General features: G+C 44.7%; 20 protein-coding genes and 2 tRNA genes. 7 read left to right on the top strand and 15 right to left on the bottom strand.

Annotation, left to right across the window (positions count from 1 at the left end; genetic code table 11):
* Nucleotide 1: 1 nt before the first annotated feature.
* Genes nrfF through nrfB form a run of 6 tightly spaced genes read right to left on the bottom strand, consistent with a single transcriptional unit; the run spans nucleotide 2 to nucleotide 5085 of the window.
* Complete coding sequence (nrfF, locus tag KJB35_RS23785) at nucleotides 2-412, bottom strand: heme lyase NrfEFG subunit NrfF (RefSeq protein WP_213903913.1); 411 nt, start codon at nucleotides 410-412, stop codon at nucleotides 2-4.
* Entirely contained in the window at nucleotides 399-932 is a 534-nt protein-coding gene (locus KJB35_RS23780) for a DsbE family thiol:disulfide interchange protein (RefSeq protein WP_213908174.1), read from the bottom strand. Before KJB35_RS23780 ends, nrfF begins: the two co-directional genes overlap by 14 nt.
* Entirely contained in the window at nucleotides 910-2817 is a 1908-nt protein-coding gene (locus KJB35_RS23775; RefSeq protein ID WP_213908173.1) for a heme lyase CcmF/NrfE family subunit, read from the bottom strand. Before KJB35_RS23775 ends, KJB35_RS23780 begins: the two co-directional genes overlap by 23 nt.
* A gap of 9 nt (nucleotides 2818-2826) precedes the next feature.
* A complete protein-coding gene (gene nrfD, locus KJB35_RS23770) occupies nucleotides 2827-3798 on the bottom strand; it encodes a cytochrome c nitrite reductase subunit NrfD (protein ID WP_005443386.1) in 972 nt (323 codons plus the stop codon).
* A complete protein-coding gene (gene nrfC / locus KJB35_RS23765; protein ID WP_285358569.1) occupies nucleotides 3795-4481 on the bottom strand; it encodes a cytochrome c nitrite reductase Fe-S protein in 687 nt (228 codons plus the stop codon). Before nrfC ends, nrfD begins: the two co-directional genes overlap by 4 nt.
* A 1-nt stretch (nucleotide 4482) precedes the next feature.
* The gene (gene nrfB / locus KJB35_RS23760; RefSeq protein WP_064354129.1) at nucleotides 4483-5085 is read right to left on the bottom strand and encodes a cytochrome c nitrite reductase pentaheme subunit; all 603 of its coding nucleotides are present in this window, start codon (nucleotides 5083-5085) and stop codon (nucleotides 4483-4485) included.
* A 450-nt stretch (nucleotides 5086-5535) separates the two neighbouring features.
* Here nrfB and nrfA point away from each other — a divergent pair, with 450 nt between their 5' ends.
* Nucleotides 5536-6963, top strand: coding sequence for an ammonia-forming nitrite reductase cytochrome c552 subunit (nrfA, locus tag KJB35_RS23755; RefSeq protein WP_213908172.1), 1428 nt, complete (start codon nucleotides 5536-5538; stop codon nucleotides 6961-6963).
* 130 nt (nucleotides 6964-7093) lie between these two features.
* On the opposite strand, the gene KJB35_RS23750 is transcribed toward nrfA, so the two are convergent.
* The 3 genes from KJB35_RS23750 to gyrA form a co-directional block, all read right to left on the bottom strand.
* Entirely contained in the window at nucleotides 7094-7648 is a 555-nt protein-coding gene (locus tag KJB35_RS23750; protein ID WP_047103266.1) for a hypothetical protein, read from the bottom strand.
* A 42-nt stretch (nucleotides 7649-7690) separates the two neighbouring features.
* Nucleotides 7691-8314 carry a tetratricopeptide repeat protein gene (locus KJB35_RS23745; RefSeq protein WP_025767276.1) on the bottom strand — a complete coding sequence of 208 codons (624 nt, stop codon included), beginning with the start codon at nucleotides 8312-8314 and terminating at the stop codon, nucleotides 7691-7693.
* Nucleotides 8315-8439: 125 nt separating this feature from the next.
* Nucleotides 8440-11151 (bottom strand): DNA topoisomerase (ATP-hydrolyzing) subunit A, encoded by a 2712-nt coding sequence (gyrA, locus tag KJB35_RS23740; RefSeq protein WP_017636128.1) that lies wholly within the window; start codon nucleotides 11149-11151, stop codon nucleotides 8440-8442.
* 475 nt (nucleotides 11152-11626) lie between these two features.
* Here gyrA and ubiG point away from each other — a divergent pair, with 475 nt between their 5' ends.
* The 4 genes from ubiG (at nucleotide 11627) to yfaE (ending at nucleotide 16616) form a co-directional block, all read left to right on the top strand.
* Nucleotides 11627-12334: a bifunctional 2-polyprenyl-6-hydroxyphenol methylase/3-demethylubiquinol 3-O-methyltransferase UbiG gene (ubiG, locus tag KJB35_RS23735; RefSeq protein ID WP_017636129.1), complete on the top strand. Its 708-nt coding sequence runs from the start codon at nucleotides 11627-11629 to the stop codon at nucleotides 12332-12334.
* Between the two features lie 501 nt (nucleotides 12335-12835).
* Nucleotides 12836-15118 carry a class 1a ribonucleoside-diphosphate reductase subunit alpha gene (nrdA, locus tag KJB35_RS23730; RefSeq protein ID WP_005376819.1) on the top strand — a complete coding sequence of 761 codons (2283 nt, stop codon included), beginning with the start codon at nucleotides 12836-12838 and terminating at the stop codon, nucleotides 15116-15118.
* An 83-nt stretch (nucleotides 15119-15201) separates the two neighbouring features.
* Entirely contained in the window at nucleotides 15202-16335 is a 1134-nt protein-coding gene (gene nrdB, locus KJB35_RS23725; protein WP_005376818.1) for a class Ia ribonucleoside-diphosphate reductase subunit beta, read from the top strand.
* Complete coding sequence (yfaE, locus tag KJB35_RS23720) at nucleotides 16335-16616, top strand: class I ribonucleotide reductase maintenance protein YfaE (protein WP_005376817.1); 282 nt, start codon at nucleotides 16335-16337, stop codon at nucleotides 16614-16616. Before nrdB ends, yfaE begins: the two co-directional genes overlap by 1 nt.
* Before the next feature lie 96 nt (nucleotides 16617-16712).
* Here yfaE and KJB35_RS23715 read toward each other — a convergent pair whose 3' ends face one another.
* The gene (locus KJB35_RS23715) at nucleotides 16713-17945 is read right to left on the bottom strand and encodes a CinA family nicotinamide mononucleotide deamidase-related protein (protein WP_213908171.1); all 1233 of its coding nucleotides are present in this window, start codon (nucleotides 17943-17945) and stop codon (nucleotides 16713-16715) included.
* A 191-nt stretch (nucleotides 17946-18136) separates the two neighbouring features.
* Between KJB35_RS23715 and KJB35_RS23710 the strand changes: the two genes are divergently transcribed.
* Together KJB35_RS23710 and KJB35_RS23705 are read left to right on the top strand one after the other, a co-directional pair.
* Entirely contained in the window at nucleotides 18137-19039 is a 903-nt protein-coding gene (locus KJB35_RS23710; protein WP_005376815.1) for a DUF3943 domain-containing protein, read from the top strand.
* A gap of 221 nt (nucleotides 19040-19260) precedes the next feature.
* Nucleotides 19261-19773 (top strand): glycine cleavage system protein R, encoded by a 513-nt coding sequence (locus KJB35_RS23705; RefSeq protein WP_005376814.1) that lies wholly within the window; start codon nucleotides 19261-19263, stop codon nucleotides 19771-19773.
* Nucleotides 19774-19850: 77 nt separating this feature from the next.
* Here KJB35_RS23705 and nspC read toward each other — a convergent pair whose 3' ends face one another.
* The 5 genes from nspC to KJB35_RS23680 form a co-directional block, all read right to left on the bottom strand.
* Nucleotides 19851-20984: a carboxynorspermidine decarboxylase gene (nspC, locus tag KJB35_RS23700; protein ID WP_213908170.1), complete on the bottom strand. Its 1134-nt coding sequence runs from the start codon at nucleotides 20982-20984 to the stop codon at nucleotides 19851-19853.
* A 103-nt stretch (nucleotides 20985-21087) separates the two neighbouring features.
* Complete coding sequence (locus tag KJB35_RS23695; protein ID WP_012841628.1) at nucleotides 21088-22332, bottom strand: carboxynorspermidine synthase; 1245 nt, start codon at nucleotides 22330-22332, stop codon at nucleotides 21088-21090.
* Nucleotides 22333-22350: 18 nt separating this feature from the next.
* A complete protein-coding gene (locus KJB35_RS23690; protein ID WP_191115988.1) occupies nucleotides 22351-25227 on the bottom strand; it encodes a pyridoxal phosphate-dependent class III aminotransferase in 2877 nt (958 codons plus the stop codon).
* Between the two features lie 898 nt (nucleotides 25228-26125).
* Nucleotides 26126-26201 (bottom strand) — tRNA-Gly (locus tag KJB35_RS23685).
* A 13-nt stretch (nucleotides 26202-26214) separates the two neighbouring features.
* Nucleotides 26215-26301 (bottom strand) — tRNA-Leu (locus KJB35_RS23680).
* Nucleotides 26302-26396 lie beyond the last annotated feature (95 nt).

The following is a 26396-nucleotide window of genomic DNA, read 5'->3' as shown; positions in this document are numbered from 1 at the left end:
ATTAATTACGCTTCACCATTCGGATCGAATATAAGACAAAAAAGATCAAAAATAGCACAGGAAAGATCCACAACAGCGCTGTGGAATAATTTAATGGTGGTTGATACAGAACAATATTCCCATAACGAGCAACTAGATAGTCCTTTATTTCTTGATCTGAGCTGCCTTCATTGGCCATCGTATACACTTTCAACCTCAGGTCTTTAGCCGCCTGTGCATTAGACTCGACAAGGTTTTGGTTTTGACACTGCGGGCAGCGTAATGTCTTGGCTAGCGAGTTTGCACGCTGTTGCACTTCAACAGAATGAAACTCAAACAGATCAACATTCTGTTCTATATCCGCACTTCTCGTGAAAGGAGAAAATAGTATAAATAGGATTAAAGTGAGGAGAAGATTATTAAATCGAAACATTCAAGTATCCTGAAAATATATCGTTCCATTTATCTGCCGTTAGCTCTCCACGATATTTGATCAATATACGACCATTTGGATCAATCAAGTAAGTTTCCGGCGTTCCGATAACACCTAGCTCCACAGCGAGCTTTCCATTAGGGTCACTAATTACTTCAATATATGGATTTCGTTTAGAGCTCAAATATTCACGAGCGGCTTGTTTTTGATCTCTATAATTCAGCCCAATAATAGGCACACCGAGTTCTGCTAACTGCAATAATTCTTCATGCTCTCGCTTGCATACCCCACACCAAGATGCCCAAACATTCAATAATTTATATCCGTCGCTTTTGAACAACTGCTCAGAAACCATGTCATCAGAGATCAGAGAAGTAGAGCGAAAATTAGGTGTCTCTAAATTTCGTTTTGGGGACAATTCAACATGTGGTCGCTCAGACAAAGCCACCGCAGTTACTACAGCAAACACGGCAACAGCCACAAACAGACCTGCGAGTTTAAGCGTATTTCTCGATCGCATTGATAGCCTCTCTCCTTTTCTTTAGGCCGGTTAATAGCGCACCAAACACAGCTAGTAGCCCGCCAGACCATATCCACCAAATACCTGCGCGGTACTGAACTTTAATCGCATAAGCATGAGTATCGACTTTGTCACCCAATGTCACGTAATAATCGCCATGCCATAGTGAACGAATCGCAGGCTCGGTCATATTCATCACTCGCACAGGGTAATGACGCTTTTGCGGGTTGAAATTGAGCATGCGGCCATCTTCCAAGTGCAAGGTGATCTGTCCTTGTTCAGCGGTGTAGTTTGGCCCCACCAGCCATTCGATACCATGATAATCGATAGTGATCCCCGCCCTTTGTTGAGAACTGCCGGGTTCGACACGTAAATTGTGTTCATATGAGTAATGACTGTTGAATACAGCTCCACTCACCGCCAGCGCAAAACCGATATGTGCCATCACGATTGGCATGAGTTTACGTTTATTGGAACAGCGAAACAGCATAACGAGATGCGCCACAATCACCCAAGTAGCCAACGTTATGGTTAGCAATACTTCGAAATGCAGTGCGTGCACTAAGAAGATAAACCCGATCCCAGAGACAAGAGATAACGCAATACTGATCGCAATATCAGCGCTTACACTCGGCACTGTGCCTTTTGTCCATTTCAGCACCGGCATGAAAGCTAAGGCAATCAGAGCCAGTATGCTTAATGGCAAGATCAGACTATTAAAATAAGGTGCGCCAACTGAAATGTTTCCTAAACCGAGCAGTTGATAAACCATCGGATAAAAAGTGCCAAGAAAAACGATAGCAGTCGCAATAACCAGCAGCCCTTTGGCGATGTAAGCAGTGTAAGCTCGGCTCGCTAGAGATTGAAGTTTGAAGCGAGGGAGTTGTTCTCCTCGCAAAATCAATACGCCAAAAGTGATGATGACAAGCAAGCTCAATACACCAAGCAGCACTAAACCTTTAGTTGGGTCCACCGCAAAAGCGTGCACTGAAGTCAACACGCCAGAGCGCACCACGAATGTCCCTAAAATGCTTAGGTTGAACGTAGCAAACGCCAGTGCATAGGTGCTCCAAATTGCGCCTCTGTTACGTGTTGCGACAACACCGCTGTGCAACAAAGCAGTACCAGTAAGCCAAGGGAGTAGAGAAGCGTTCTCCACAGGGTCCCAAAACCACCAGCCGCCCCACCCTAGCTCATTGTACGCCCACCATGATCCCACCAAGATACCCAACGTGAGCGTTCCCCATGCAAAAAACGCTGCGCTTCGAGCAACCACATACCAATCGCTCATCGGTTGTTTACCCAATAGGGCTGCTAATGCAAAAGCTAATATTGCTGCGTAACCGACATAACCGAGATAAAGCAATGGTGGATGAATGATAAGCCCAACATCTTGCAACATTGGGTTTAGATCTCGTCCTTCCGACGCCAATACTTGGGCATACTCGAACGGGTTAGAGGTCATTAACGTGAACCAAGCAAATGTCGCAATAAGAACGTTCATGATTCCTAAACAGTCACAAGTATATTGGGCGTTGAGCGGTGACTTAAATGCAGTAAACAACGCCCATAAACTCAAGGTGACGACCCAAAACAACATGGAGCCTTGGTGCCCGCCCCAAGCGGCAGCAATTTTGAACGCCACGGGAAGTTGACTGTTGGAATGCGTAACAACATATTCCAACGCGAAGTTGTCTTGCACGAAGCAGACGATCAGAAGTGCTAAACAAATGATGGAAGCTAAGCTAATGATGTGGGACATCGCGACTTGATGCGGCAATGTCGCCTTCTTACCCATAGCACGACGTAGCCAATGCAGCAACGATGCACAAGTCGATGTTACAGCCACCAATATCAGTAAGAAGAACCCTAGCTCAGCCTCCATTTTTCCCCCTTACACTATGGTCATTTGACCGGCATAGAGAATGAAAGTACGTAGCATAAGTACGCCAACCAAGCTCAACGTCGTGACCACAAAAACGTAACTGCCTTTGTGGCGCACTTCTGAAGGCGTTAACCAATTGAGAGTCAAAGGCGTAATCATGCCGATGAACACTACGCCAACCCAGAACCATTGAGCCCAGAATCCACTCGAAATAGCATTCCAAGCCGCGACTTCGTTCTGACCACCGCTGAAGATCAGTCCAGTAAAGAATGTCACTAAGACAAACAACTCAAACAACACTACAGGGCGTTCAAATCCGTGCACCCAAGACACACTTGGGCTGCTGGTCGACTCTTTAAACACCAAGATGCCGAACATCAAGCATGCCGCTGCACCCGAGGACAAACTAGAGAACAGGAACAAGATTGGCAGTACTGGATTGTTTAGCATTGGGTAAGTCTTCAATGCAGACAATAGAAAGCCAGTGTACGCTGCAAGCACGATGGCTAAGAAGCCCAAGAACAATTCAATTGCGTTGTTGGCTTTCCCCGCCTTAATCAAAATGCCATCGGCAAAATCCAACAGTTTGCTCGGTAACTTACCCTCACAAAAGCTGATGATTTGATGGCGGAAGATAACGCCGATCCAAACAAACAGCACCAGCATGTACACTTGGAACAAGATCACGCCCATCGACATCACAGACGTTGGGTTGTAGTAGATCATGATCTTCCAAAACTCTAAAGGCTTGGTTAAATGGAAAATCAAAATTACCAACCCAGCAATGATGCCAAATGGTGCGAGCCAAGCCATCGCTTTCATGATGCCGTTGTTTGCAGGATCACCTTCAATCACTTTGCGTTTTAAATAGATTGAAATCATCACCGCACCCGCTGACATCCCAGCAAGGAATAAGTAAATCGCGATGATCCAATCCCAGACTAACGAGTCAAAGTGGAATGCACTTTCGAAGCCGTTCATGATGACACCTCCCCTTTGCTATGCGGAATTTTGTACAGTTTAGGTTGCGTACCTAAATGCGATTTATCGCGATAGACAACATGGCTTTCGATAGCTTTGCTCACCTCGCTAGTTGGGTCATTCAAATCACCAAAGATGAGTGCTTTTGTTGGGCAAGATTCCACGCAAGCTGGCTGCTTACCTTGCGCTAGGTTAGTATCACGGCAGAAGTTACATTTATCCGCAGAGTGATCGACTGGATTAAAGAAGCGCACTTGGTAAGGGCAAGCGGCAAGGCAATAACCACATCCGACACATTTCTCTTTGTGCACATCCACGATGCTGGTCGCTTCATCTTTGTATGCAGCGCCTGTTGGACAAACGTACACACATGGTGGGTTATCACAGTGCTGACAGGATTCGCGAGTAAACTGGTATTCCACATCTGGAAATTCGCCAATCGGTTCACTGCGATGAATTTTAAGTCGCGTTACGCCTTCAGGGACTTTATTTACTTCGCGACAAGCATCGGTACAAGCGGTACAGCCAATACAGGCATTTTCATCATGAACCATACCCATGCGTTTCGCTTGTTCACTGTTGCTGGCATAGAGAGAGGAGCTAACAACGGAAGTGCCTGCAACGCCTGTAGTTAAAATCAACGCGCCGCTGCCGGCTAAAAAGTTTCTTCTCGAACATTTCATGCTATCTCTCCTCTTCTTTGGCAAGTTCAGGTTCGACGGCAAATTCAGAGTGACAATCCACACACTGCTTGATCAGTTGTTTTCTGTCGTACGACAACGCTTTGGTTTTCGCTGCGTGTACATCGTGGCAATTTGAACAAGTGAGGTTTTTGGCGTGCACATCGTGCGTCCAGTGGCTCTCTCTCAGTTGTGTCGGTGCATGGCAATCCACACATTGGCTGTTGGCTTTAAGAATCATGCTTGGATCAAGGAACACTTTGTCGTGTACCTCTTTCGATTGCGCGGCAGAAAACTTAATCACATCAGGTGCACCTTCACGATGGTCGGGACCAATGTTGCTATGGCAGTTAGTGCAATTAAGTTGCTTCCCTTGGCTGAGTAGAGCTTGCGAGTCATGCGATAGGTTCAGAGTCTCTTTTGCATCCTTATGACATTGCAGACACTTGTAGTCTCGGTCACGGATCAACTCGACTTGATGACGCTCAGCTTGAGCACCTTCAATCGGCTCTGAAGAAGTCGCATGGGCGGCGATGGAGAAACCATAGATGGCAAAGACGAAGAGAAGTTTCAGCATTGTCTCTATGGTCAATTTTATATTGCCCATATTGTTCTTTCCTTAGCTCGATAATAATTGATAACTATTCTCAATTATTTATTTGAGCGACAATTAATTTCCTCTGAAGATGTTTTTTAGACCTTCAAATGACATCAATTCTTATTTCGGAAAGCCACAACGCTAAACCTATATTTATAATACCTCTATTATTCATAAGGGGTAGAAACACCTGCTCAAAAAGCGAACCAAATCACCCTATTTTTAAAAAGGTTAAAAACCCAAAGCATTGTAGAACAATGACTTAACAACTACCACTTTAGAGGTATATAAATTCAAACATGACTGAGATCACTGGTGTAAATTGATCTAAAACAAGACAAGATTCACTCTCTATTTCATCTATCCAATTAAGCAATATTATTAATCGTAGATCTCCAGTTCTTATTTGGAATAGCTCCTCACAACGCTGCTAATAAAAACGAATATGGAGATAACACTGTGAGCATAAAACACTGGATGAGCGCACCTATTGCGGTTGCGACCTTATTCGCCAGCCAATTATTTTTGGTTGGCGCTCCGTTAGCGGCAGAAGAGAAGGATTTTATCGATCCTCGTAACGATGTCTTTGAACAGAACCACCCTGATCAATACCATTCTTGGAAAGCAACATCCGAAAGTGAGCACATTGAAGATGCTCTAAGTGAAGACCCAAACATGGTTATCCTGTGGGCTGGTTATGGCTTCGCGAAAGACTACAACAAAGCGCGCGGTCACTTTTACGCACTTGATGATGTTCGCCAAACCTTACGTACTGGCGCACCAACCGACGAGAAGTCCGGGCCTATGCCGATGGCGTGCTGGAGCTGTAAAAGCCCAGACGTTGCTCGCGTGATTGGTGAACGTGGTGAAGACGGTTATTTCGAAGGTAAATGGGCACGCTTAGGCTCAGAAATCGTCAACCCTATCGGTTGTTCCGATTGCCACAACACGGGCTCTGAAGCCTTCAAGAAAGGCGAACCCGCGCTGGCACTGACTCGCCCATACGTCGAGCGTGCTTTTGATACTATTGGTAAAAACTTTGATGAACAGTCTCGCCTAGATAAGCAAGCATCGGTCTGCGCTCAATGTCACGTTGAATACTACTTCACCGGCCCAACTAAAGCGGTTAAATTCCCATGGGATATGGGCACCACCGTTAATGACATGGAGAAATACTACGACGCGTTGAATTTCAAAGATTGGACGCATGCCGTATCTAAAGCGCCGATGCTAAAAGCACAACACCCAGGTTTCGAAACTTGGAGAGCGGGTATTCATGGTAAAAACAAAGTGGTGTGTGTGGACTGCCACATGCCTAAAGTGACCAAAGAAGACGGTACGGTGTACACAGACCACAAAGTGGGTAACCCATTTGATCGTTTTGAAGACACCTGTGCGCAATGCCATACCCAAACTAAAGAGCAGCTACAAGGCATCGTTTCGACTCGCAAAGCGCAAGTATTGAACATGAAGCTAACCGCTGAGAAGCAAATCGTAGCGGCACACTTTGAAGCAGGCGCAGCGTGGAAAGCAGGTGCAACAGAAGCAGAGATGGAACCTATCCTACAAGATATTCGCCACGCACAATGGCGTTGGGACTACGCGATTGCTTCTCACGGTGTCCACATGCATGCTCCTGAGGTAGCACTAGAAGTACTTGGTACTGCAGTTGACCGCGCTGCTGACGCCCGTACCAAGTTGGTTCGCTTACTGGCAACCAAAGGCATTACTGACCCTGTTCAAATTCCAGATATCTCGACCAAAGCGAAAGCACAGCAAGCACTGGGCATGGATATGGATAAGATGAACGCAGACAAGAAACACTTCCTAGAAACGGTGGCACCAGAATGGGATAAAGCAGCAGCTGAACGCGAAGCCACATATTAGTCTAACTTGCAGAGGTTAGTTTATAGATACAACAAGGGGCGTACTGAACGCCCCTTTTTTTTGTTTATTTGTTTCTTTGTTATCTTTATTTCTTCATCCCCGATTCTATCGAGAGACAAAATCGAACGTACTAGCGACGAGGAAGCCTCGGTCTAGGCTGAATATTTGGACGTGCTTTAGGTATCTGCACATTTGGACGAGCAACTGGACGCTGGATCTTCGTTTCCGGTAATGCTTTTCTTTGTTGAACCTTTTCTTTTACCGCTTTGTCTTGTAAAGTCGCTGGCTCAATACGTTCCGGACGATTCTCCCATTTGGTTTTAATCTCTTGCTTTTGCTCGTCAGGCAATGATTGCCAATGATCGTCGAGTTGGCGTTTCATGTTATCGATATTGGCGGACATATCATCGTCTTTCCAATCTTCGACTTTGTCTTTGATGGATTGCTGTTGGTCTTCATCTAAACCATTCCACCACTCTTCCAGTTTCTCTTTGTATTCATCGTCGTTATCGCAACAGCCCGGATAGTAATAAATCCAGTAGTCGTCATGATCGTACCACCACGGATCGTAATAACCCGATGAATAATAAACCATAGAGGAAGAGCCAGAATGATCGGAAGAGCTACAACCCGCCAGCACAGAGCCGCACAGCAAAACCAATATGCTTAGTGCTTTATTTTTCATTCGTTGCCCACCTTTCTCTCTATTGCTTGTTAAATTGTACGCTTACAATAGCTCTTTTGCTTTGTTAATAGAGTTAATGATTTGCACCCTATCTAAATTTGGATCATTAGAATCTAATAATATTACCCAGGCATCAATCGCTTCCTGAAATCGGAATGACAGAAAATGATCATTTGCGATCAAAGACAAAGCGGCTTCATTGTGCGGTTCTATCTGCAAAGCTTGCTCCAAAAGCAAGCTAACTTCTTGCGTCATTGATTGCTGGTGAATGTAGTACAAGGTAGTCGCCTTTGCAGCAAGTTGCGTGGCACTGACTGGCTCAGTCAGTTGGATCGCGTAATCAAAACAAATCAACGCACCGTCAAATTCACCCTCTAGCAGGTAGCCCTGCCCGAGTTGGAACCACAATTCAGCGTTGTTCGGATCTTCACGCAACTGGTCTTGAATCTCTTTCATGATGTCACGAGCAGTCATCATTCGTGACATTTCCGCGTGTATTGGTTTAGGCGGTGTTTGATGAAGCAATAAGAAACTGGCACTCGTCACGACAAGTACTAACAGGCAAAAGCCAAACCATTGAGCAGGTTTAGCTTTTGATGCACTCAGTGATAAGAGTACGATAAACAACCCCATCAGAGTGATGGCAGCGAAAAACCAAACAGACATAACACGTCCTGTAAACAAAGATAACGTCAGTGTACGCATTTCTTACTTTAAATGCGTTGATACAGATACAAAAAAAGCCGAGCAACTAAGGGCTCGGCTTTTCATATCAGGATAACGATGTAAGATTACTCTTCGTTACCTTCCTCTGCATCATCAGCAGCTGGAGCGTCTTGCTGCGTATTTTCATCTGTTGACTCTAACGCTTCTGCATCTTCATCAGCAGGCAGCTCTTCATCATCAACTTCTTCAATACGTTGCAAACCAACAACTGATTCATCTTCCGCAGTACGGATAAGCGTTACACCTTGTGTGTTACGACCAACTTGGCTAACTTCACCCACACGAGTGCGTACTAACGTGCCAGCGTCGGTGATCATCATCATTTCATCACCTTCAACAACCTGGATAGCACCAACTACCGGGCCATTTCGCTCAGAAACTTTGATAGAAACTACACCTTGAGTGCCACGACCTTTTGTCGGGTACTCGCTAAGTGCTGTACGTTTACCATAACCGTTTTCTGTAACCGTTAGGATATCGCCTTCGTGCGAAGGAACAATAAGTGATACAACTTGGTCATTTTCAGCCAGTTTCATACCACGAACACCAGAGGCGGTACGACCCATAGGACGAACACCTTTAAACTTGATCTCTGGCTGACCATTCTCATCAAGAACTGGTTTACCATTTTCATCAAGTACTGGAATCTCTTCTGCTTCTTTAAAGCGAACCACTTTACCCGCTTTAGAGAACAGCATGATTTCGTTTTCGCCGTTAGTGATATCCACACCGATTAACGAATCGTCTTCACGTAGGTTCACAGCGATTAGGCCGTTTGAACGTACGTTTGCAAACTGGTTCAACGGCGTTTTCTTAACCGTACCGTCACCTGTTGCCATGAAGATGAATTTGTCTTCAGAGAATTCATCAACACGTAGAATCGCGGTAATGCGCTCACCTTCTTCTAATGGAAGGATGTTCACAATTGGCTTACCACGCGCAGTACGGCTCGCTAGAGGCAATTGGTAAACTTTCAGGCGGTATGTCTTACCACGAGTAGAGAAACACAAGATGTTATCGTGGGTATTCGCCACTAGAAGACGCTCGATATGGTCTTCATCTTTCATCTTAGTCGCACTCTTACCTTTACCACCACGGCGCTGTGACTCGTAGTCGCTCAGTACTTGGTACTTAACGTAACCACCGTGAGATAGAGTAACAACAACGTCTTCACGTGCGATCAGCTCTTCCATGTCAATATCATGGCTCGCAGCTGTGATTTCTGTACGACGAGCGTCACCAAAGCCGTCACGAACCGCTTCAAGTTCCTCACGGATAACTTCCATCAAACGCTCAGTGCTCGCAAGGATATGCATGAGTTCAGCGATTTCTTCTAGAAGTGTTTTGTATTCGCCAAGAATCTTCTCGTGTTCTAGACCTGTTAGTTTATGTAAACGTAGATCTAGGATAGCTTGTGCTTGTTGCTCAGTCAGGAAGTACTGACCATCACGAATACCGTATTCAGGCTCTAGCCATTCAGGGCGCGCAGCATCTGTACCAGCACGCTCAAGCATTGCTGAAACGTTGCCTAAATCCCAACCACGAGCGATAAGACCCGCTTTTGCTTCAGCCGGTGTAGGTGCCTTACGGATAAGCTCAATGATTTCATCAATGTTAGCAAGCGCTAGAGCTAAACCTTCAAGGATATGAGCACGTTCACGCGCTTTACGCAGTTCGAAGATAGTACGACGTGTCACAACTTCACGACGGTGATCAACGAAGCACTTCAACATATCTTTTAGGTTGAATAGCTGTGGCTGGCCATTGTTTAGGGCCACCATATTGATACCGAAAGTGGTTTGCAGCTGAGTCTGAGCGTAAAGATTGTTTAGAACTACTTCGCCCACAGCATCGCGCTTACACTCAATAACAATGCGCATACCGTCTTTATCTGACTCGTCGCGCAGTGCACTGATACCTTCTACTTTCTTATCTTTAACTAGCTCAGCGATCTTTTCGATCAAGCGAGCTTTGTTCACCTGGTAAGGAATTTCAGTGACGATAATGGTCTCTTTACCATTCTTCTCCACTTCGATGTCCGCTTTCGAACGCATGTAGATTTTGCCGCGACCTGTTTTGTACGCGTCTACAATGCCTTTACGACCGCTGATAAGCGCCGCCGTTGGGAAATCAGGACCAGGAATGTAATCCATTAGTTCATCAATAGTGATTTCTTCATTATTGATGTATGCAAGACAGCCATCAATCACTTCGCCAAGGTTATGAGGCGGGATGTTGGTTGCCATACCTACTGCGATACCAGAAGCACCGTTAACCAATAGGTTTGGAATTTTAGTTGGAAGAACCGCTGGGATCTGCTCAGTACCGTCGTAGTTTGGTACGTAGTCTACGGTTTCTTTATCTAGGTCAGCCAATAGTTCATGGGCAATTTTTGCCATTCGAACTTCGGTGTAACGCATTGCCGCAGCAGAGTCGCCATCGATCGAGCCAAAGTTACCTTGACCATCGACCAGCATGTAACGAAGCGAGAACGGCTGAGCCATACGTACGATTGTGTCGTACACAGCACTATCACCATGTGGGTGATATTTACCGATTACGTCGCCGACAACACGGGCTGATTTTTTATATGGTTTGTTCCAATCGTTGCCTAGTACGTTCATCGCGAATAAAACGCGGCGGTGTACTGGTTTTAGGCCATCACGCACATCTGGAAGAGCACGACCCACGATGACTGACATCGCATAGTCTAGATATGAACCTCTAAGCTCATCTTCAATGTTTACGGGCGTGATCTCTTTAGCTAAATCGCTCATAGAGCCATTATCCCTCTATTATCTGATCGTAATTACGATACGTGTAAGGTGCAAAAATATAACACACAATTCATCACTTCGGCATCACTTTCCCTCTCCTTTTATCAGGTTGTGAGCTTGGTTATGAATCAAATGTCGAGAATTTGCACACTCATCCCATATCTTTCTGATTAGTGGTTATATTTCGGTCAATATTGAGCAAAATCGGACTCTTTACGCGGAAAAGCGAGGTAAATTCCTTTAACCACACAACGCGAAAATGCAGGTTTTAGAGTTATTGTCACTGGCACTAGTTCAAGGATGAACCAAAAACAATAGCTAGCGCTTTAAAAATTACAGGCACCTGTCTCGATTGCCGCGCCAGTGAACTCTGTCATTGTCCCTTAACTAAGCACATCGAGGTTGTTTGGGTGTAAAACGTTGGAGTATACTGGCGCCCTCTAAAGGACTCAGATTGAATGCAATAAAACCAATTATGACTAAAGCACAAAACGTCGACCCAAGTGAAATTAAGAAATTCGAGGACATGGCTTCTCGATGGTGGGATTTAGAAGGCGAGTTTAAGCCGCTTCATCAAATTAACCCACTTCGTTTGAACTATGTACTTGAAAAAGCAAATGGCTTGTTTGGCAAGCGAACACTTGATGTCGGCTGTGGTGGTGGCATTCTTGCTGAAAGCATGGCAAAAGAAGGCGCTATTGTGACGGGGCTTGATATGGGTAAAGAACCATTAGAAGTCGCGCGACTACATGCATTAGAAACAGGCACTCAACTGACCTACATTCAGAGCACAATAGAAGACCACGCTATAGAAAACGCAGGAACTTACGATGTCGTGACTTGTATGGAGATGCTTGAACACGTTCCAGATCCTCTCTCCGTTATCCGCTCTTGTGCTGCGCTAGTCAAACCCGGTGGTCACGTGTTTTTCTCAACTTTGAACCGAAACATTAAGTCGTACTTATTTGCTATTGTCGGTGCTGAGAAGCTTCTTAAGATTGTTCCTGAAGGCACTCATGAGCACGATAAGTTTATCAAGCCAGCCGAAATGATGAAGATGATAGACCAAACTGACCTGACGGAAATGGGCATTACTGGGCTTCATTACAACCCTCTAAATGACAGCTACAAACTCGGTCGTAATGTAGATGTAAACTACATCGTTCATACTAAAAAATACTGAACGCTATTAAGTTAAAAAATGAGTTTTGTGATTGACATTTTTTAAAGAAAATGAATCGGAAGCGGTAGCACAAAGTTGCCGCTTTTTTTGTCTTTTTATGGCTAAAATTCGTGCTCTAGATTCCATTTTGACCAAGCCATTTTTCGTAGATAAAAACGGCCAAAGATCAAGGAAAATATTTTTGCATGCGGTTATTTCTAAACCGATCTCGAAACCGTACTTTTAACCATTCAAGTCTGCCCTTTTCTCATCGGTTAGTGTTCACTTACTGATTTTTTTCATTTTGTCAGTTATCCACAAGTCATCCCCGATCTGTACCTTGATAAATCAGTGTAATAGCACTATCTTGTAACCCGCAAACAAATGAACCCCTATATGTTGTGTTTAAGCGACAATATATAGATAGACTTTGATCACAAAGCCGCCGCAAGCTTTACTCATATTGCACATAAACAAACAAAAATACGGCTTTTATCAGTTTTCTTAGGGAAATAAAGCAGAATGAACCAACAACTTACCGTCACCAAGCGTGATGGCCGTAAAGAAAGTATCGATCTGGATAAAATCCACCGCGTTATCACTTGGGCTGCAGAAGGTCTAGATAATGTTTCGGTTTCTCAAGTAGAACTTCGCGCTCACATCCAGTTTTACGACGGCATCACAACGACAGATATTCACGAGACAATCATCAAGTCTGCGGCAGACCTGATCTCTGAAGAGACTCCGGATTACCAATACCTAGCTGCTCGCCTAGCGGTATTCCATCTGCGTAAAAAAGCGTATGGCCAATACGAGCCACCAACGCTTTATGATCACGTGTCTCGCCTCGTCGATATGGGTAAGTACGATCAACATATTCTAGAAGACTACACAAAAGCAGAACTCGACGAACTTGATGCGTACCTCGACCATAAACGCGACCTAAATTTCTCATACGCGGCAGTTAAGCAGCTAGAGGGTAAGTACTTCGTACAGAACCGTGTTACGGGCCAAATTTACGAAAGTGCTCAGTTCTTATACATCCTTGTAGCAGCGTGCTTATTTGCGAAATATCCAAAAGCGACACGTCTTGATTACATCAAACGTTTCTACGATGCGACATCGACATTTAAGATTTCTCTACCTACGCCAATTATGTCTGGCGTGCGTACCCCTACTCGCCAGTTCAGCTCATGTGTTCTGATCGAGTGTGGCGACAGTCTTGATTCTATTAACGCAACAGCAAGCTCAATTGTTCGTTACGTATCTCAGCGCGCTGGTATTGGTATCAACGCAGGTCGTATCCGTGCATTAGGCTCAGAGATTCGCGGTGGTGAAGCATTCCACACTGGTTGTATTCCGTTCTACAAGTACTTCCAAACAGCAGTAAAATGTTGTTCACAAGGTGGTGTACGTGGTGGCGCAGCTACTGTGTTCTACCCAATGTGGCACGGTGAAGCACGCTCACTAATGGTACTTAAGAACAACCGTGGTGTTGAAGAAAACCGTGTTCGTCACATGGACTACGGTGTTCAGTTAAACAAACTGATGTACCAACGTTTAGTTGAAGGCGGCAATATTACGCTATTCTCACCATCTGATGTACCTGGTCTGTACGACGCATTCTTCGAAAACCAAGAAGAGTTTGAGCGTCTATACGTGAAGTACGAGAACGATCCTTCAATCAAGAAAGAAACGGTTAAAGCGATTGAAATGTTCACTCTGCTAATGCAAGAGCGTGCATCAACGGGTCGTATCTACATCCAGAACGTGGACCACTGTAATACTCACAGCCCATTTGATTCTGAAGTTGCTCCAGTTCGTCAGTCGAACCTATGTTTAGAAATCGCACTACCAACGAAACCATTAACTAACGTTGAAGATGACTCAGGCGAGATCGCACTGTGTACGCTTTCTGCATTCAACTTAGGTGCTATCAAGTCTCTAGATGATTTCGAAGAGCTATCCGATCTTGTTGTTCGTGCGTTAGATGCACTGCTTGATTACCAAGATTACCCTCTACCAGCGGCATACAAATCGACTATGAACCGTCGTACGCTAGGTGTTGGTGTGATTAACTTTGCTTACTACTTAGCGAAGAATGGCGTGAAATACTCTGACGGTAGCGCGAACGGCCTAACTCACCGTACGTTCGAAGCAATGCAGTACTACCTATTGAAAGCATCTGTAGCACTGGCGAAAGAACAAGGTAAGTGCCCTTCATTCGACGAGACGAACTACGCGAAAGGCTTACTGCCGATTGATACGTATAAGAAAGATATCGACCTAATTTGTGACGAAGCGCTGCACTACGACTGGGACAGCCTACGTAAAGAAATTATGGAGCACGGCCTACGTAACTCAACACTGACTGCGCTAATGCCTTCTGAGACTTCTTCTCAGATTTCAAACGCAACTAACGGTATTGAGCCACCACGTGGTTACGTTTCAGTAAAAGCTTCGAAAGACGGTATCCTGAAGCAAGTTGTACCAGAGTTCACAGAACTTAAAGACAGCTATGAACTGCTTTGGAATATCGGTTCGAACGACGGTTATCTACACCTTGTGGGTATTATGCAGAAGTTTGTTGACCAAGCTATCTCTGCTAATACTAACTACGACCCGTCACGTTACGAGACTGGCAAGGTTCCAATGAAGAAACTACTTCAAGACCTGCTAACAGCGTATAAGTTTGGTGTGAAAACGCTTTACTACCACAACACTCGTGATGGCGCGAAAGATGAACAGAAAGACGCTGTTCAACCACAAGATGACGATTGTGCTGGCGGCGGTTGTAAGATTTAATCTTCCCGTACCTAGCGAACCCGTAAAGACAGACTATCGATAACCTCCCCCTTACGGGGAGGTTTAAAAGGAATTGAGGCATTATGGCTTACAGTACTTTTAACCAAAAAAAGAATGACCAATTGAAGGAACCAATGTTCCTAGGTCAATCAGTAAACGTTGCACGTTACGACCAACAAAAGTTTGAGATTTTCGAAAAACTTATCGAGAAACAACTTTCTTTCTTCTGGCGTCCAGAAGAAGTAGACGTATCTAGCGACCGTATCGATTACAACAAACTGCCAGATCACGAGAAGCACATCTTCATCTCTAACTTGAAGTACCAAACACTTCTTGACTCTATCCAAGGCCGCAGCCCTAACGTGGCACTGCTGCCGCTTGTGTCTCTACCAGAACTAGAGACTTGGATTGAGACTTGGTCTTTCTCTGAAACGATTCACTCTCGTTCTTACACACACATTATTCGTAACATCGTGAACGACCCTGCGGTGGTGTTTGATGATATCGTTGAGAACGAGCACATTCTGAAGCGTGCAAAAGACATCGCGCACTACTACGACGATTTGATTCAAGCGACGAATGATTACCATCGCTACGGTGAAGGTGAGCATGTCCTTAACGGTGAAACGGTTAAGGTTAGTCTGTACGATCTTAAGAAGAAGCTGTACATCTGTCTGATGTCTGTTAACGCATTAGAAGCTATTCGTTTTTACGTCAGTTTCGCATGTTCTTTCGCTTTCGCAGAACGCGAACTAATGGAAGGTAACGCGAAAATCATCAAGCTGATCGCTCGTGACGAAGCACTTCACTTAAACGGCACGCAGCACATGATCAACCTGCTACGTAACGGTCAAGATGACTTCACTTTTATGCAAATCGCAGAAGAGGCAAAACAGGACTGTTTTGACCTATTCAAAGAAGCGGCTGAGCAAGAAAAAGAGTGGGCAGAGTATCTATTCAAAGATGGCTCTATGATCGGTCTAAACAAAGACATCCTAAGCCAATACGTTGAATACATCACAAATATTCGTATGCAAGCGGTAGGTCTACCAGCAGCGTATCCAGAAGCAACAACTAACCCAATTCCATGGATTAACGCTTGGTTGTCTTCAGATAACGTTCAAGTTGCGCCTCAAGAAGCAGAAATCTCTTCTTACCTTGTGGGTCAAATTGACAATGAAGTTCGCGCAGATGACTTCGAAGGATTCGAGCTGTAATGGCAACACTCAAAATCAACAAACTGATCAGCATTGAATCCAACCCTTCCAATACGATTTTGGAAACAATGGAGCAAGCTGGCCTATTACCAGAATACAACTGCCGTGATGGGCACTGCGGCGCCTGTCGCTGCAAATTGGAGTCTGGTGAAGTGGAGTATGTTGGTTTTGCCATGGCTTACACACAAAGTGATGAAATATTACCTTGTATCTGTAAAGCAAAATCAGATTTGTCACTTAGCGGCGTTAACTACGCGATGAAAGAAAAGCAGCGCGCATAACGTTGACTCGACGGTATAAAATGCAAAAGCCAAGGTAATCACCTTGGCTTTTTTGTCTCTGTGTTTTGTCTCTCAGACTACTGTATAGAGCTTTGGTTATAAAGCACTGCTCGGGAGGTGCATCTCTTTAACTTTCTCTAAAAATGCATAATGCGCAAACATTGGTTTACGTTCTAGGTAGCGACGCAACAAGTCTAGTGCTGCCGTGCTGATCACTTTAACTTGATCATTGCGCTGATACTTTTTCGAGAGTTTATATAATGCTCCCCACTCGCCTGACGGTGTCGATAAAGCGACGGAAAAAACACCCTCTTCAATATGGCCAGTAACGAGTGATAAATCCGTCCCACACTTCTCTCGCGTAGCGCCAGCCAGAGCAAACGTCTCTGCTAATGGATCTCCGCTGTTGGCCATCGCTTGAGTCAGGCTCGGTAGTATCCAACCATGCCCTAGTAGCTTTTCAGCGTTTTCATCGCCGTTTAGCCAGTACGTTAAGTATCCTCCGCTACTTTTTTCGGAGGTCGACACCGTTAGTCCTTTATCGACCAACAACTGGCCGACATTTTCAACCATAGGTAAGTCAATACTAACGGTATTACTCTCAAGGTGTTTATTAATTATCTGTACTAGTTTCAAACGCTGTTCAATCTGATCTGAAGGACCAAAAAGTTTCACTTCAATAAAAGGCAAGTAAGAGCGATACCCTAGCTCATAGCCTTGAGGAAGTTTTAGCTGATCTAGCTTATCTGAAATACCGGATTCAGACAGACCAAACGTGTAGATTCGACTACAACATGAGCCTTGAACATCGGGAAACACTCTTCTCAGATCGGGAAGAATTTGCGTCTCTGCCATGAGCTTAAATTCACTTGGTACACCCGGTGTGAAATAAAAAATGGCATCATTAATCAGCATTTTGAAACCGCAAGCAGTGCCTATCGGGTTGTCCAATATCTCTGCCGTTTCTGGCAGCATTGCTTGCTTTAAATTACTGTCCGGCATAGGGATGCCACGTCGAGCATACAAACTTTCTAGATGCTGCAACCACTCTTTGAATAGCACCAGTTTACAATCGGCGGCTCTCGCGGCGGCGGCAGCACTCATGTCATCCGTTGTAGGGCCTAAACCACCATTAACAATAACCACATCGTTGTTAAAGCTGAGCATTAAAAACTCTTCAACCAAACTCGATAGGCTATCACCAACCGTTGAGCGCTTTGTTAAGCCAAATCCATGTTGATAAAACAGGCTAGACAACCATGCCGCATTAGTATCAACAATATCACCGTGGAGGACTTCCTCACCAGTACTAAGCATTGCTATTTTCACAACTGACTCCTGAACGTAAGCACAATCCTATTTTCGTTATAGCGCTTATTTTTCTTTTTATTTGGACAAATCTCGCCGAGGTTTGTTGGGACTAAATAAGGGTCAAGTGTTTAAATGATTGATGTTTTGAGGGATAATTACGAGCCCGAACATACACCATTAACTCGGAGACCTTTGTGTCAAAATCATCCATGTTCAAGACGACTCTAACAGGCCTTTGCTTGGCTTCGTCAGCGCTTGCGCACGCAAGTCACTATGACCTAAGCCGTCATACAGAGTTTTCTTACACACCTGATTGCTTGTCAGGTTACTGCGAAACGACGACTCTGTACACCTTCGAGGCTCAAAATCGCGGTGTTATGTATGAACAGAATAATGATGATTCGCTAAACCTTGACGCAGGGCTTCAGCCTAAACATCTCATCATCCCTCAAGATAAAGACTGGGATTATCTGATGGGTCAAACCTACACCATTCTAGGTCTCAGTATCGCGACCGTAGGCATGATGACTTTTCTTCCAGAAAGTATCACCAAATGGGACGAAGAAGACCGAGACATGAGTAAGTTGGGGCAAAAGTGGAAAGATAATGTCTCTGACGGCCCCGTTTGGGATCGCGATGAACATGTCCTCAACTACATCATGCACCCATATTTTGGCGGCGTTTACTACACGGCAGCACGTCACGCTGGCTATAATGAATTTCAATCGTTTTTGTACTCCGCAACTATGTCGACGTTCTTTTGGGAGTATGGCGTGGAGGCGTTCGCAGAAGTACCATCTTGGCAGGATATTTTTATCACACCATTCTTTGGTGCTGTTGTTGGTGAAATGATGTTAACGGCTGAGCAAGACATTATTGCAAACGGCGGCGAAGTTATGGGCTCTGAAACCGCAGGTGATGTTTCGCTCTTCTTCTTAAACCCTGTTGGACATATTCATTATTGGGTAACTGATGCATGGGGCGGTAGTGCAGAACTACAATTCAATTCATCACCTTGGTTTGGAAACCAAGATGTTGCAAAATTCGCCATGGACGCAGGCGCAAACTACGACAGTCAATTTTATGGTGTCGAGTTAAAAGTAACGTTCTAATCCTAAGTTGATACTCGGTAAAAAGCAGCCTTACGATGGCTGCTTTTTTGTGCTCTGAACATTGTTTTAATTATTTGCATCACGAATTAGTGTTAAAAATTGACTTTCATCAAACCTTACCCGCCCTTAGCACCTACACTAAATAAAAGGATTTATTCCAATAACTTAAGTAGCACGTTTATTCGTACTGCGTCCAAACCTTGATTCCAGGAGGGGACATTATGAACACCGTATTTATTGTTAATTTTGTCGGACAAGCGTCACCCGCCACGATTAAAGAGCTCGCTGCAATCACACACGAAAACGGCGGGAAATGGCTGATCAGCAAAGTAAACTTTATCGAAGACCAAGTTGCAGGTGTCATCAAAGTAGAGCTTCCAAGAGAAAATGCCGACATCGTTAAACAGGCGTTCTCTTCTTGTCAGACTCTTGTTGTTAGGTTCGTCGACTCTGAGCCTCATTCATATCGTGAAGACACTATCTTCCAGCTTCGTTTAGATGCCAACGATAGAGCGGGTATTGTGAATGAAATTACTCACGTTCTCGATAATCAAGGTATCTCAATTTTAGATATGGATTGTCAGCGTGTATTCATTGCTGGAGGCGGAGGGGTAAGCTCTAGCTTATTCAGCGCTAAAATGGCGATAAAACTGCCTAGCGAGCTAGAAATTGAAGACATAGCCAATGAGTTAGAGTCTCTGAGTGAAGACACTCGTGTGATTGTGGAGAGTTAATCACGTACTGTTATCGTTTCCCCAATAAAAAGAGCAGCGATTAAGCTGCTCTTTTGGTGCTTATGGCGCGATACGTCTTATTTCACTGACCACTGAGATAGTGAACGTTTGAAATCAGAGTAGTCAAATTCATTCAGTTTTTGAATGTCACCATTCGAGCGTTCACAGTAGACCGACGGCATACGTAGACCGTTAAACCAGTTCAGTTTCACCATGGTGTAACCGGCACTATCTAGAATATGCAGACGCTGTCCTATCTCTAGAGGCTGTTCGAAGTTCGCCACGCAGAACTGGTCACCAGCCAAACAAGAGCACGAGCCGATCACATACTCATGTTCACCATTTTCAGATGCTTCAAGAATTGACGCTGGCTCATTGTAGATCAACGTATCTAAGCGGTGAGCTTCTGTTGCTGAATCCACAATCGCGGTTTTCTTTACGTTCTCAACGATATCAACCACAGTGACCACTAGGTCAGTCGTCTTGGTAATGATCGCTTCGCCCGGTTCTAGGTACATTTGCACGCCGTGTTTTTCAGCAAACGCTTTCAGCGCTAGGCCAAGCTTTTCGATGTCATAACCCGGCCATGTGAAGAACACGCCGCCACCCATGCTTACCCAGTCCAGCTTATCTAGGTACTCGCCAAACTGAGCTGAAATAGCATCGAGTAAACCGATAAACGCATCCACGTCTTTGTTCTCACAGTTCATGTGGAACATTACGCCATCAATACCATCAAAAATTTCCGGTTTGATGTGATCAGCCTGAACACCAAGACGAGAGAATTGACGCGCTGGGTTTGCTAAGTCTTGCCCTGAATAGCTCACACCTGGGTTCAGGCGCAAGCCAATCGATGCTTTACCTTCGACAATATGACGATAAGCCGCTAGCTGTGACTGAGAGTTAAAGATCATCTTGTCAGAGATGTCCGCCACATCGCGAACGTCATCTTCGCTGTAACCCACGCTGTATGCGTGTGTCTCACCACCAAACGTTTCGTAGCCAAGCTTCACTTCAAACGGGCCAGAACTTGTTGTTCCGTCTAGGTAAGGCTTGATGATGTCGAATACACCCCATGTTGAGAAGCACTTCAGAGCTAATACAAGCTTCACACCAGAGATGTCTTTTAGCTGTTTTGCTTTCTCTAGGTTCTCAATCAGCTTGTCTTCATTGATCATGAAGTATGGCGTTTTTAGTTCGTTTTGTTGCATTTTGATACCTTACGTCCCTTCGCCTTAGCAAAGGCACTATAAAATCGAACAAAGCCGACGCAAGTGCATCGGCTTAAACGTACAAATAAGAGTCGCTAAATTCTTACTTCAATTTATGGATAACAGGTTGTCCTGGCTCCAGTTCTTGAACATGCCAATCTAGACCAATAGATGGCATGGTTTCTAGGAATGGGTCTGGATCTAGTTGTTCCATGTTGAACACGCCTTTGTCTGCCCACTTGCCACGGAAGAACTGCAAAGCCGCAGTGATCGCTGGTACGCCAGTGGTGTATGAGATAGCTTGGTGTTCAACATCTTCGTATGCGACTTCGTGATCAGCGTTGTTGTAAATAAATACACTGCGCTCTTTACCATCTTTCTTACCTTGAACCCAAGTACCGATACACGTTAGGCCAGTGTAGCCTGGTGCGAGTGATGTTGGATCTGGTAGTAGTGCTTTTAGCACGTGCAAAGGTTGAACAACCGTACCGTCGTGAAGCGTTAGTGGATCTGGGCTGAGTAGACCGATGTCGCGCATCACATTGAAGTAGTTTAGGTAACGGTCACCAAAGCCCATCCAGAATTCGATGCGTTTCGCCGGGATGAACTCTTGCATAGATCGAACTTCGTCGTGCGCCATTGAGTACACTTTGTGTGAACCACAATTCGGGAATTCAAACTCAAGCATACGTGAGTGACAAGGTACTTGTTTCCACTCGCCGTTTTCCCAGTAGAACGAATCGCCTTGAATCTCAAGCATGTTCGTTTCTGGATCAAAGTTAGTTGCGAACTTCTTACCGTGGTCGCCTGCGTTTACATCCATTACGTCGATAGTATCGATTTCATCGAACAGATGCTTCACTGCGTATGCGGCAAACACCGATACTACGCCCGGATCGAAACCAGCACCAAGAATACCTGTAATGCCCGCTTCTTCAAACTTCTCACGGTAACCCCACTGCCAATCGTAAGCTTGAGGTACTTGTTGGCCTTCAGAGCACAAATCAACCGCAACAGATGTATCAAGGTATGACACTTTAGCTTGGTAACATGCTTCCATAATAGACATGTTCACCCAAGGAGGACCTGCGTTGATCACTAAGTCAGGTTGTACTTCTTTAATTAAAGCAACTAAAGAATCTACGTCGTCCGCGTTTACCGCTCGCGCTTCTAATTTCTTAGTTGAATCTTTCAGATTGTTTTTCTTCTGAATCGATTCGATGATTTTCTCACACTTACCTACGGTACGTGATGCGATTGTGATATCACCCAGAACGTCGTTGTTTTGTGCTGCTTTATGTGCAACTACCCAGCCAACGCCGCCTGCACCAATCTGTAGAATTGCCATAGTTTTCCGTTACCTTTGTTAAACTAGCTCTGCCGCTAGCGTATTGATTTTTGAGAGCAAAGATTCAAAGTCCGCCGTCGTCAGACACGGGTTCAAAATCGTAAATTTCAATGCAGTTTTATCGTCGACAATGGTTTCACCCAATACCGCGATACCGCGTGTTAACGCTTCTAAGCGCAACGTTTTGTTCAGTTCATCAAGATCCGCTGATTCATGTGTCGCGCGGAACAGAACCGTAGATAGTGATGGTTCAGCCAACAACTCAAAGTGTTTGTTATCTCGAATCATGTCCGCCACTTCAAGCGTCTGTTCAAGCAAATGATCATACATATCGCCTAGGGCTTTTGGCCCTACGCTTTGCATCGTCATAAACACTTTGAGCGCATCAAAACGCTTAGTTGTCGCAATAGACTTATCCACCAAGTTCGGTAGTTCGTCGTGTTCGCGGTTCAAATAGTCTGCATGGTGAAGCAGGAATTTAAAGTTAGACTTGTCATTTACCAATAGCGCACCACAACTGATGGTTTGGTAAAACAGCTTATGGAAGTCTACGCTGATGGAATGTGCACGCTCACAACCTTTCAGACGCGCTTTTTGGCTACTTAGAATCAGAGCTCCACCGTATGCACCGTCGACGTGCATCCACATGTCATGTTTCGCTGCGATATCGGCGATAAAGTCTAAGTCATCAATAGCACCGTGATCCGTTGTACCCGCGGTGCCAACAATGGCAAATGGGATCAAACCTTCTGCTTTGGCCTGATTGAGAACTTCGTCTAACTTAGTGACATCCATCGTTCCATCGGCATTAGCATCGACGGTCATGACCGCTTTTTCACCCAATCCCATCCAAGACGCTGATTTTTGAACCGTGAAGTGGGATTTTTTCGAACATACAATACGTAGCTTGTCTGCGTATTCAGGAAGGCCAAGCTTTTGAATTGAGTGTGCACTGAGTTTGTCAGCAATCCAATCTCGCGCAAGCATCAAACCCATTTGGTTACTTTGCGTGCCGCCGCTCGTGAAGATACCGTCCGCTTTTTCACCTAACTCATATTTATCGCATAGCCAGTTCACAACTTTCTGTTCAACATAAGTCGCTGATGAAGCTTGATCCCATGAGTCCATCGACTGGTTCAAAGCCGCAATCATTGCCTCTGCCGCAATCGCTGGCATCAACGGTGGAGTATGCAGGTGAGCAATACAATCTGGATGTTGAGTAAAAATTGCGTTTTTCGCGACCAGATCAGCAGCATCGTCGATAACGGATTTAAGAGGCGCATTTCCATTATCAAGATCAACGTCGTGAATTGCTGCTTCCAATGCTTTTGGATCCATACCTGAATACGGTGCAGTCACTTGTTCAAACACTGACTTCATTGCCGTAGTAGTGTGATTCATCACCGAAGCAAATTCATTGCTGCCCATCTCTCCAGTGTGGATGAAATGCTTCTTCCATTCATCTTGTGGCTGAGTTTCGATGTGACTACCGCCAGCGGCTAAAATCGCGTCTTCAAATACACGTAAAGCAAAGTCGATTTGCTCAAACGAGATGATAAGAGGAGGAAGGAAACGAATTACTGCGCCTTCGCGTCCACCTTTCTCAACGATCAAGCCACGCTCGAGTGCTGCGCGTTGAATAGAAAGTGTAAGTTCACTATCCGCTTGAGGTTCACCAAATTTATTGAGCTCACCGTTTGGAGTTTTAATCTCCACGCCTAGCATCAAACCTTTGCCACGAACCTCTGCGATACAGTTCACACGCTTTTGAATACTTTCAAGGCCGTAGCGCAAGTACTGACCCGCAATATTGGCATGCTCAACAAGATTATCACGCTGGATAATTTCTAATGCTTTCGCACCAGAGACCATGGCTAACTGGTTACCACGAAATGTACCTGTGTGCTCGCCCGGCTTCCATGTGTCATGTTGCTTATTGATAACCAATAGCGACATTGGTAATCCACCGCCAATTGCTTTTGATAAACACAGAATATCTGGAACAATGCCCGACTCTTCGAACGCGAAATTGTAGCCAGTTTTACCAACACCACACTGGATCTCATCGAAGATCAGTAAGATACCGTGTTCATCACAAATACGACGTAACTCTCGTAGCCAGAATGCTGGCGCAGGAACAACACCACCCTCACCTTGCACTGGCTCCACGATAATCGCGGCAGGCTTCATAATGCCTGACTCATCATCGTTTAAAAGACGATCGATATAGCGAATACTTGCTTTCGCACCTTCATCACCGCCAAGCCCAAAAGGACAACGCAGGTTGTATGGGAAAGGCATAAAGTGCACATCCGACATCAAACCAGTTCGACGCGCTTTCGTGCCTAAGTTACCCATCATCCCCATCGTACCATTAGTCATACCATGGTATGCGCCACGGAAGGCAAACATAGTGTTGCGACCGGTAGTCTGTTTCGCGAGCTTGATAGCAGCTTCAACCGCATCAGCTCCAGACGGGCCACAAAATTGGATAACGCTGTTCTCGCTTAACTCTTGAGGAAGAAAAGATTTAACAGATTGAATAAACGTCGTTTTTGCTGATGTTGCAATATCTAGCGTCTGATATGGCAGTCCTGAATCTAATTGCTCTTTCAGAGCTTGGTTTATTTCAGGATGGTTATACCCCAAAGCTAGAGTGCCTGCCCCCGCAAGGCAGTCTAGAAAGATCTGTCCACGCGTATCTTCAACCAAGCACCCAAAGGCTTGTTTAATTGCGATCGGCAAACGACGTGGATAAGAACGTACTTCAGATTCATGCTCAGCCTGATCAATCAATACTTGATCTGGCGTTAAGTCATACGTTCCCTCAACGATAGGAACCTGAGACGAAAAAATGTTTGCGATATTGCTATCGACTTCAAAGGCAGTGCTCATACTACATAATCCCTTGAATTATAATAATTCTGTATCCTGTATTAATAATCATTAGAATGAAATTACAGGAGGTGTGAATACCCCTCCGCATTTGTCAGTGCATAAATGACAAATACAGATCATCCACCACGATACTCGCGGCTTTATATGTAAAAGGGATTAATCAAGGTTCTGTAATGCACCCGTTTTGTAAAACAGGACATTTCGGCAGTATGAAGCTGATTAGTGTGTGTTTATTCAAAGGTTTCAATGTTGGGTTTCCCATTAATATGCCGCGTTTACAGCATTAGTATCCCGTCTATCGACAAAAGGCTTTGCCGATACCTACCCTACGCAGTGTCACAATCAGCTTGAATGGTCACTACGCGTATCCCCCAGAGATCAAACGTTGTTAATTACGCTCCGAGATTGCGCGCGAATTTATCACAAAATAAAATCTTCTGGCAACGATTTTTCATATTAGTAACAGTGATGTAAATCACAACAAAACATACCCCATTGCAACTCACATGTTCATATTCATGAGCTATGCTTTTCTGCTTCTCTCAAATAGCTGTTATTTAAACAAATATTCTTGAGATATCATCACCTCATCTAAACAGAGGTTTAAGGTTGTGCTGCTTAATCGTAAAACATTCCTTTCTATATCCGGAACATTTAAAAAGATAGCATTCTCGTCACAGCTTTGCCTGGTTCAAGAGTGGTTATTCTCCACAAGTGATGGTTTAAACATAGACTAGTAGGAATGGCTAAGATGCTTTGCAATGGCAGAATGAACAATCACTTGAGTCAATGAGACAAAGGGTTCGTTACTTAACGAAGTCTGTGACAGAAAAGAAGTTTGAGATTTTCAAAAAATACGAAAAAGGCCTAACATTTTCATGTTAGGCCTTAAATCTGGAGCGACACACGAGGTTCGAACTCGTGACCTCAACCTTGGCAAGGTTGCGCTCTACCAACTGAGCTAGTGTCGCATTTAATATGAGATGGTGCCCCGGGCCGGACTTGAACCGGCACAACGCGAACGTCGAGGGATTTTAAATCCCTTGTGTCTACCAATTCCACCACCAGGGCACACAAATATTCTTTGTGATGCCTTTACAGAAAAGTAAAACACCATCTGATACCGCTAATGCCATATCAATAAAACTTGGAGCGACACACGAGGT

Origin of the sequence: Vibrio sp. D431a (genome assembly GCF_030248655.1) — a bacterium.
Classification (GTDB): domain Bacteria; phylum Pseudomonadota; class Gammaproteobacteria; order Enterobacterales; family Vibrionaceae; genus Vibrio; species Vibrio alginolyticus.
The sequence above is the reverse complement of the archived record's forward strand: the minus strand, read 5'-3'. Positions and strand labels throughout refer to the sequence as shown.

What these genes read in the sequence shown, in the direction of transcription:
- nrdA (WP_005376819.1), top strand. Translation starts at nt 12,836, where the DNA reads ATGAACCAACAACTTACCGTCACCAAGCGTGATGGCCGTAAAGAAAGT.
- ubiG (WP_017636129.1), top strand. Translation starts at nt 11,627, where the DNA reads ATGACTAAAGCACAAAACGTCGACCCAAGTGAAATTAAGAAATTCGAG.
- nrfD (WP_005443386.1), bottom strand. Translation starts at nt 3,798, where the DNA reads ATGAACGGCTTCGAAAGTGCATTCCACTTTGACTCGTTAGTCTGGGAT.
- KJB35_RS23695 (WP_012841628.1), bottom strand. Translation starts at nt 22,332, where the DNA reads ATGGCAATTCTACAGATTGGTGCAGGCGGCGTTGGCTGGGTAGTTGCA.
- KJB35_RS23745 (WP_025767276.1), bottom strand. Translation starts at nt 8,314, where the DNA reads ATGTCTGTTTGGTTTTTCGCTGCCATCACTCTGATGGGGTTGTTTATC.
- KJB35_RS23710 (WP_005376815.1), top strand. Translation starts at nt 18,137, where the DNA reads ATGTTCAAGACGACTCTAACAGGCCTTTGCTTGGCTTCGTCAGCGCTT.
- nrfC (WP_285358569.1), bottom strand. Translation starts at nt 4,481, where the DNA reads ATGAAATGTTCGAGAAGAAACTTTTTAGCCGGCAGCGGCGCGTTGATT.
- gyrA (WP_017636128.1), bottom strand. Translation starts at nt 11,151, where the DNA reads ATGAGCGATTTAGCTAAAGAGATCACGCCCGTAAACATTGAAGATGAG.
- nrfB (WP_064354129.1), bottom strand. Translation starts at nt 5,085, where the DNA reads ATGGGCAATATAAAATTGACCATAGAGACAATGCTGAAACTTCTCTTC.
- nrdB (WP_005376818.1), top strand. Translation starts at nt 15,202, where the DNA reads ATGGCTTACAGTACTTTTAACCAAAAAAAGAATGACCAATTGAAGGAA.
- KJB35_RS23780 (WP_213908174.1), bottom strand. Translation starts at nt 932, where the DNA reads ATGCGATCGAGAAATACGCTTAAACTCGCAGGTCTGTTTGTGGCTGTT.
- nspC (WP_213908170.1), bottom strand. Translation starts at nt 20,984, where the DNA reads ATGCAACAAAACGAACTAAAAACGCCATACTTCATGATCAATGAAGAC.
- KJB35_RS23750 (WP_047103266.1), bottom strand. Translation starts at nt 7,648, where the DNA reads ATGAAAAATAAAGCACTAAGCATATTGGTTTTGCTGTGCGGCTCTGTG.
- KJB35_RS23705 (WP_005376814.1), top strand. Translation starts at nt 19,261, where the DNA reads ATGAACACCGTATTTATTGTTAATTTTGTCGGACAAGCGTCACCCGCC.
- KJB35_RS23775 (WP_213908173.1), bottom strand. Translation starts at nt 2,817, where the DNA reads ATGGAGGCTGAGCTAGGGTTCTTCTTACTGATATTGGTGGCTGTAACA.
- yfaE (WP_005376817.1), top strand. Translation starts at nt 16,335, where the DNA reads ATGGCAACACTCAAAATCAACAAACTGATCAGCATTGAATCCAACCCT.
- KJB35_RS23690 (WP_191115988.1), bottom strand. Translation starts at nt 25,227, where the DNA reads ATGAGCACTGCCTTTGAAGTCGATAGCAATATCGCAAACATTTTTTCG.
- nrfF (WP_213903913.1), bottom strand. Translation starts at nt 412, where the DNA reads ATGTTTCGATTTAATAATCTTCTCCTCACTTTAATCCTATTTATACTA.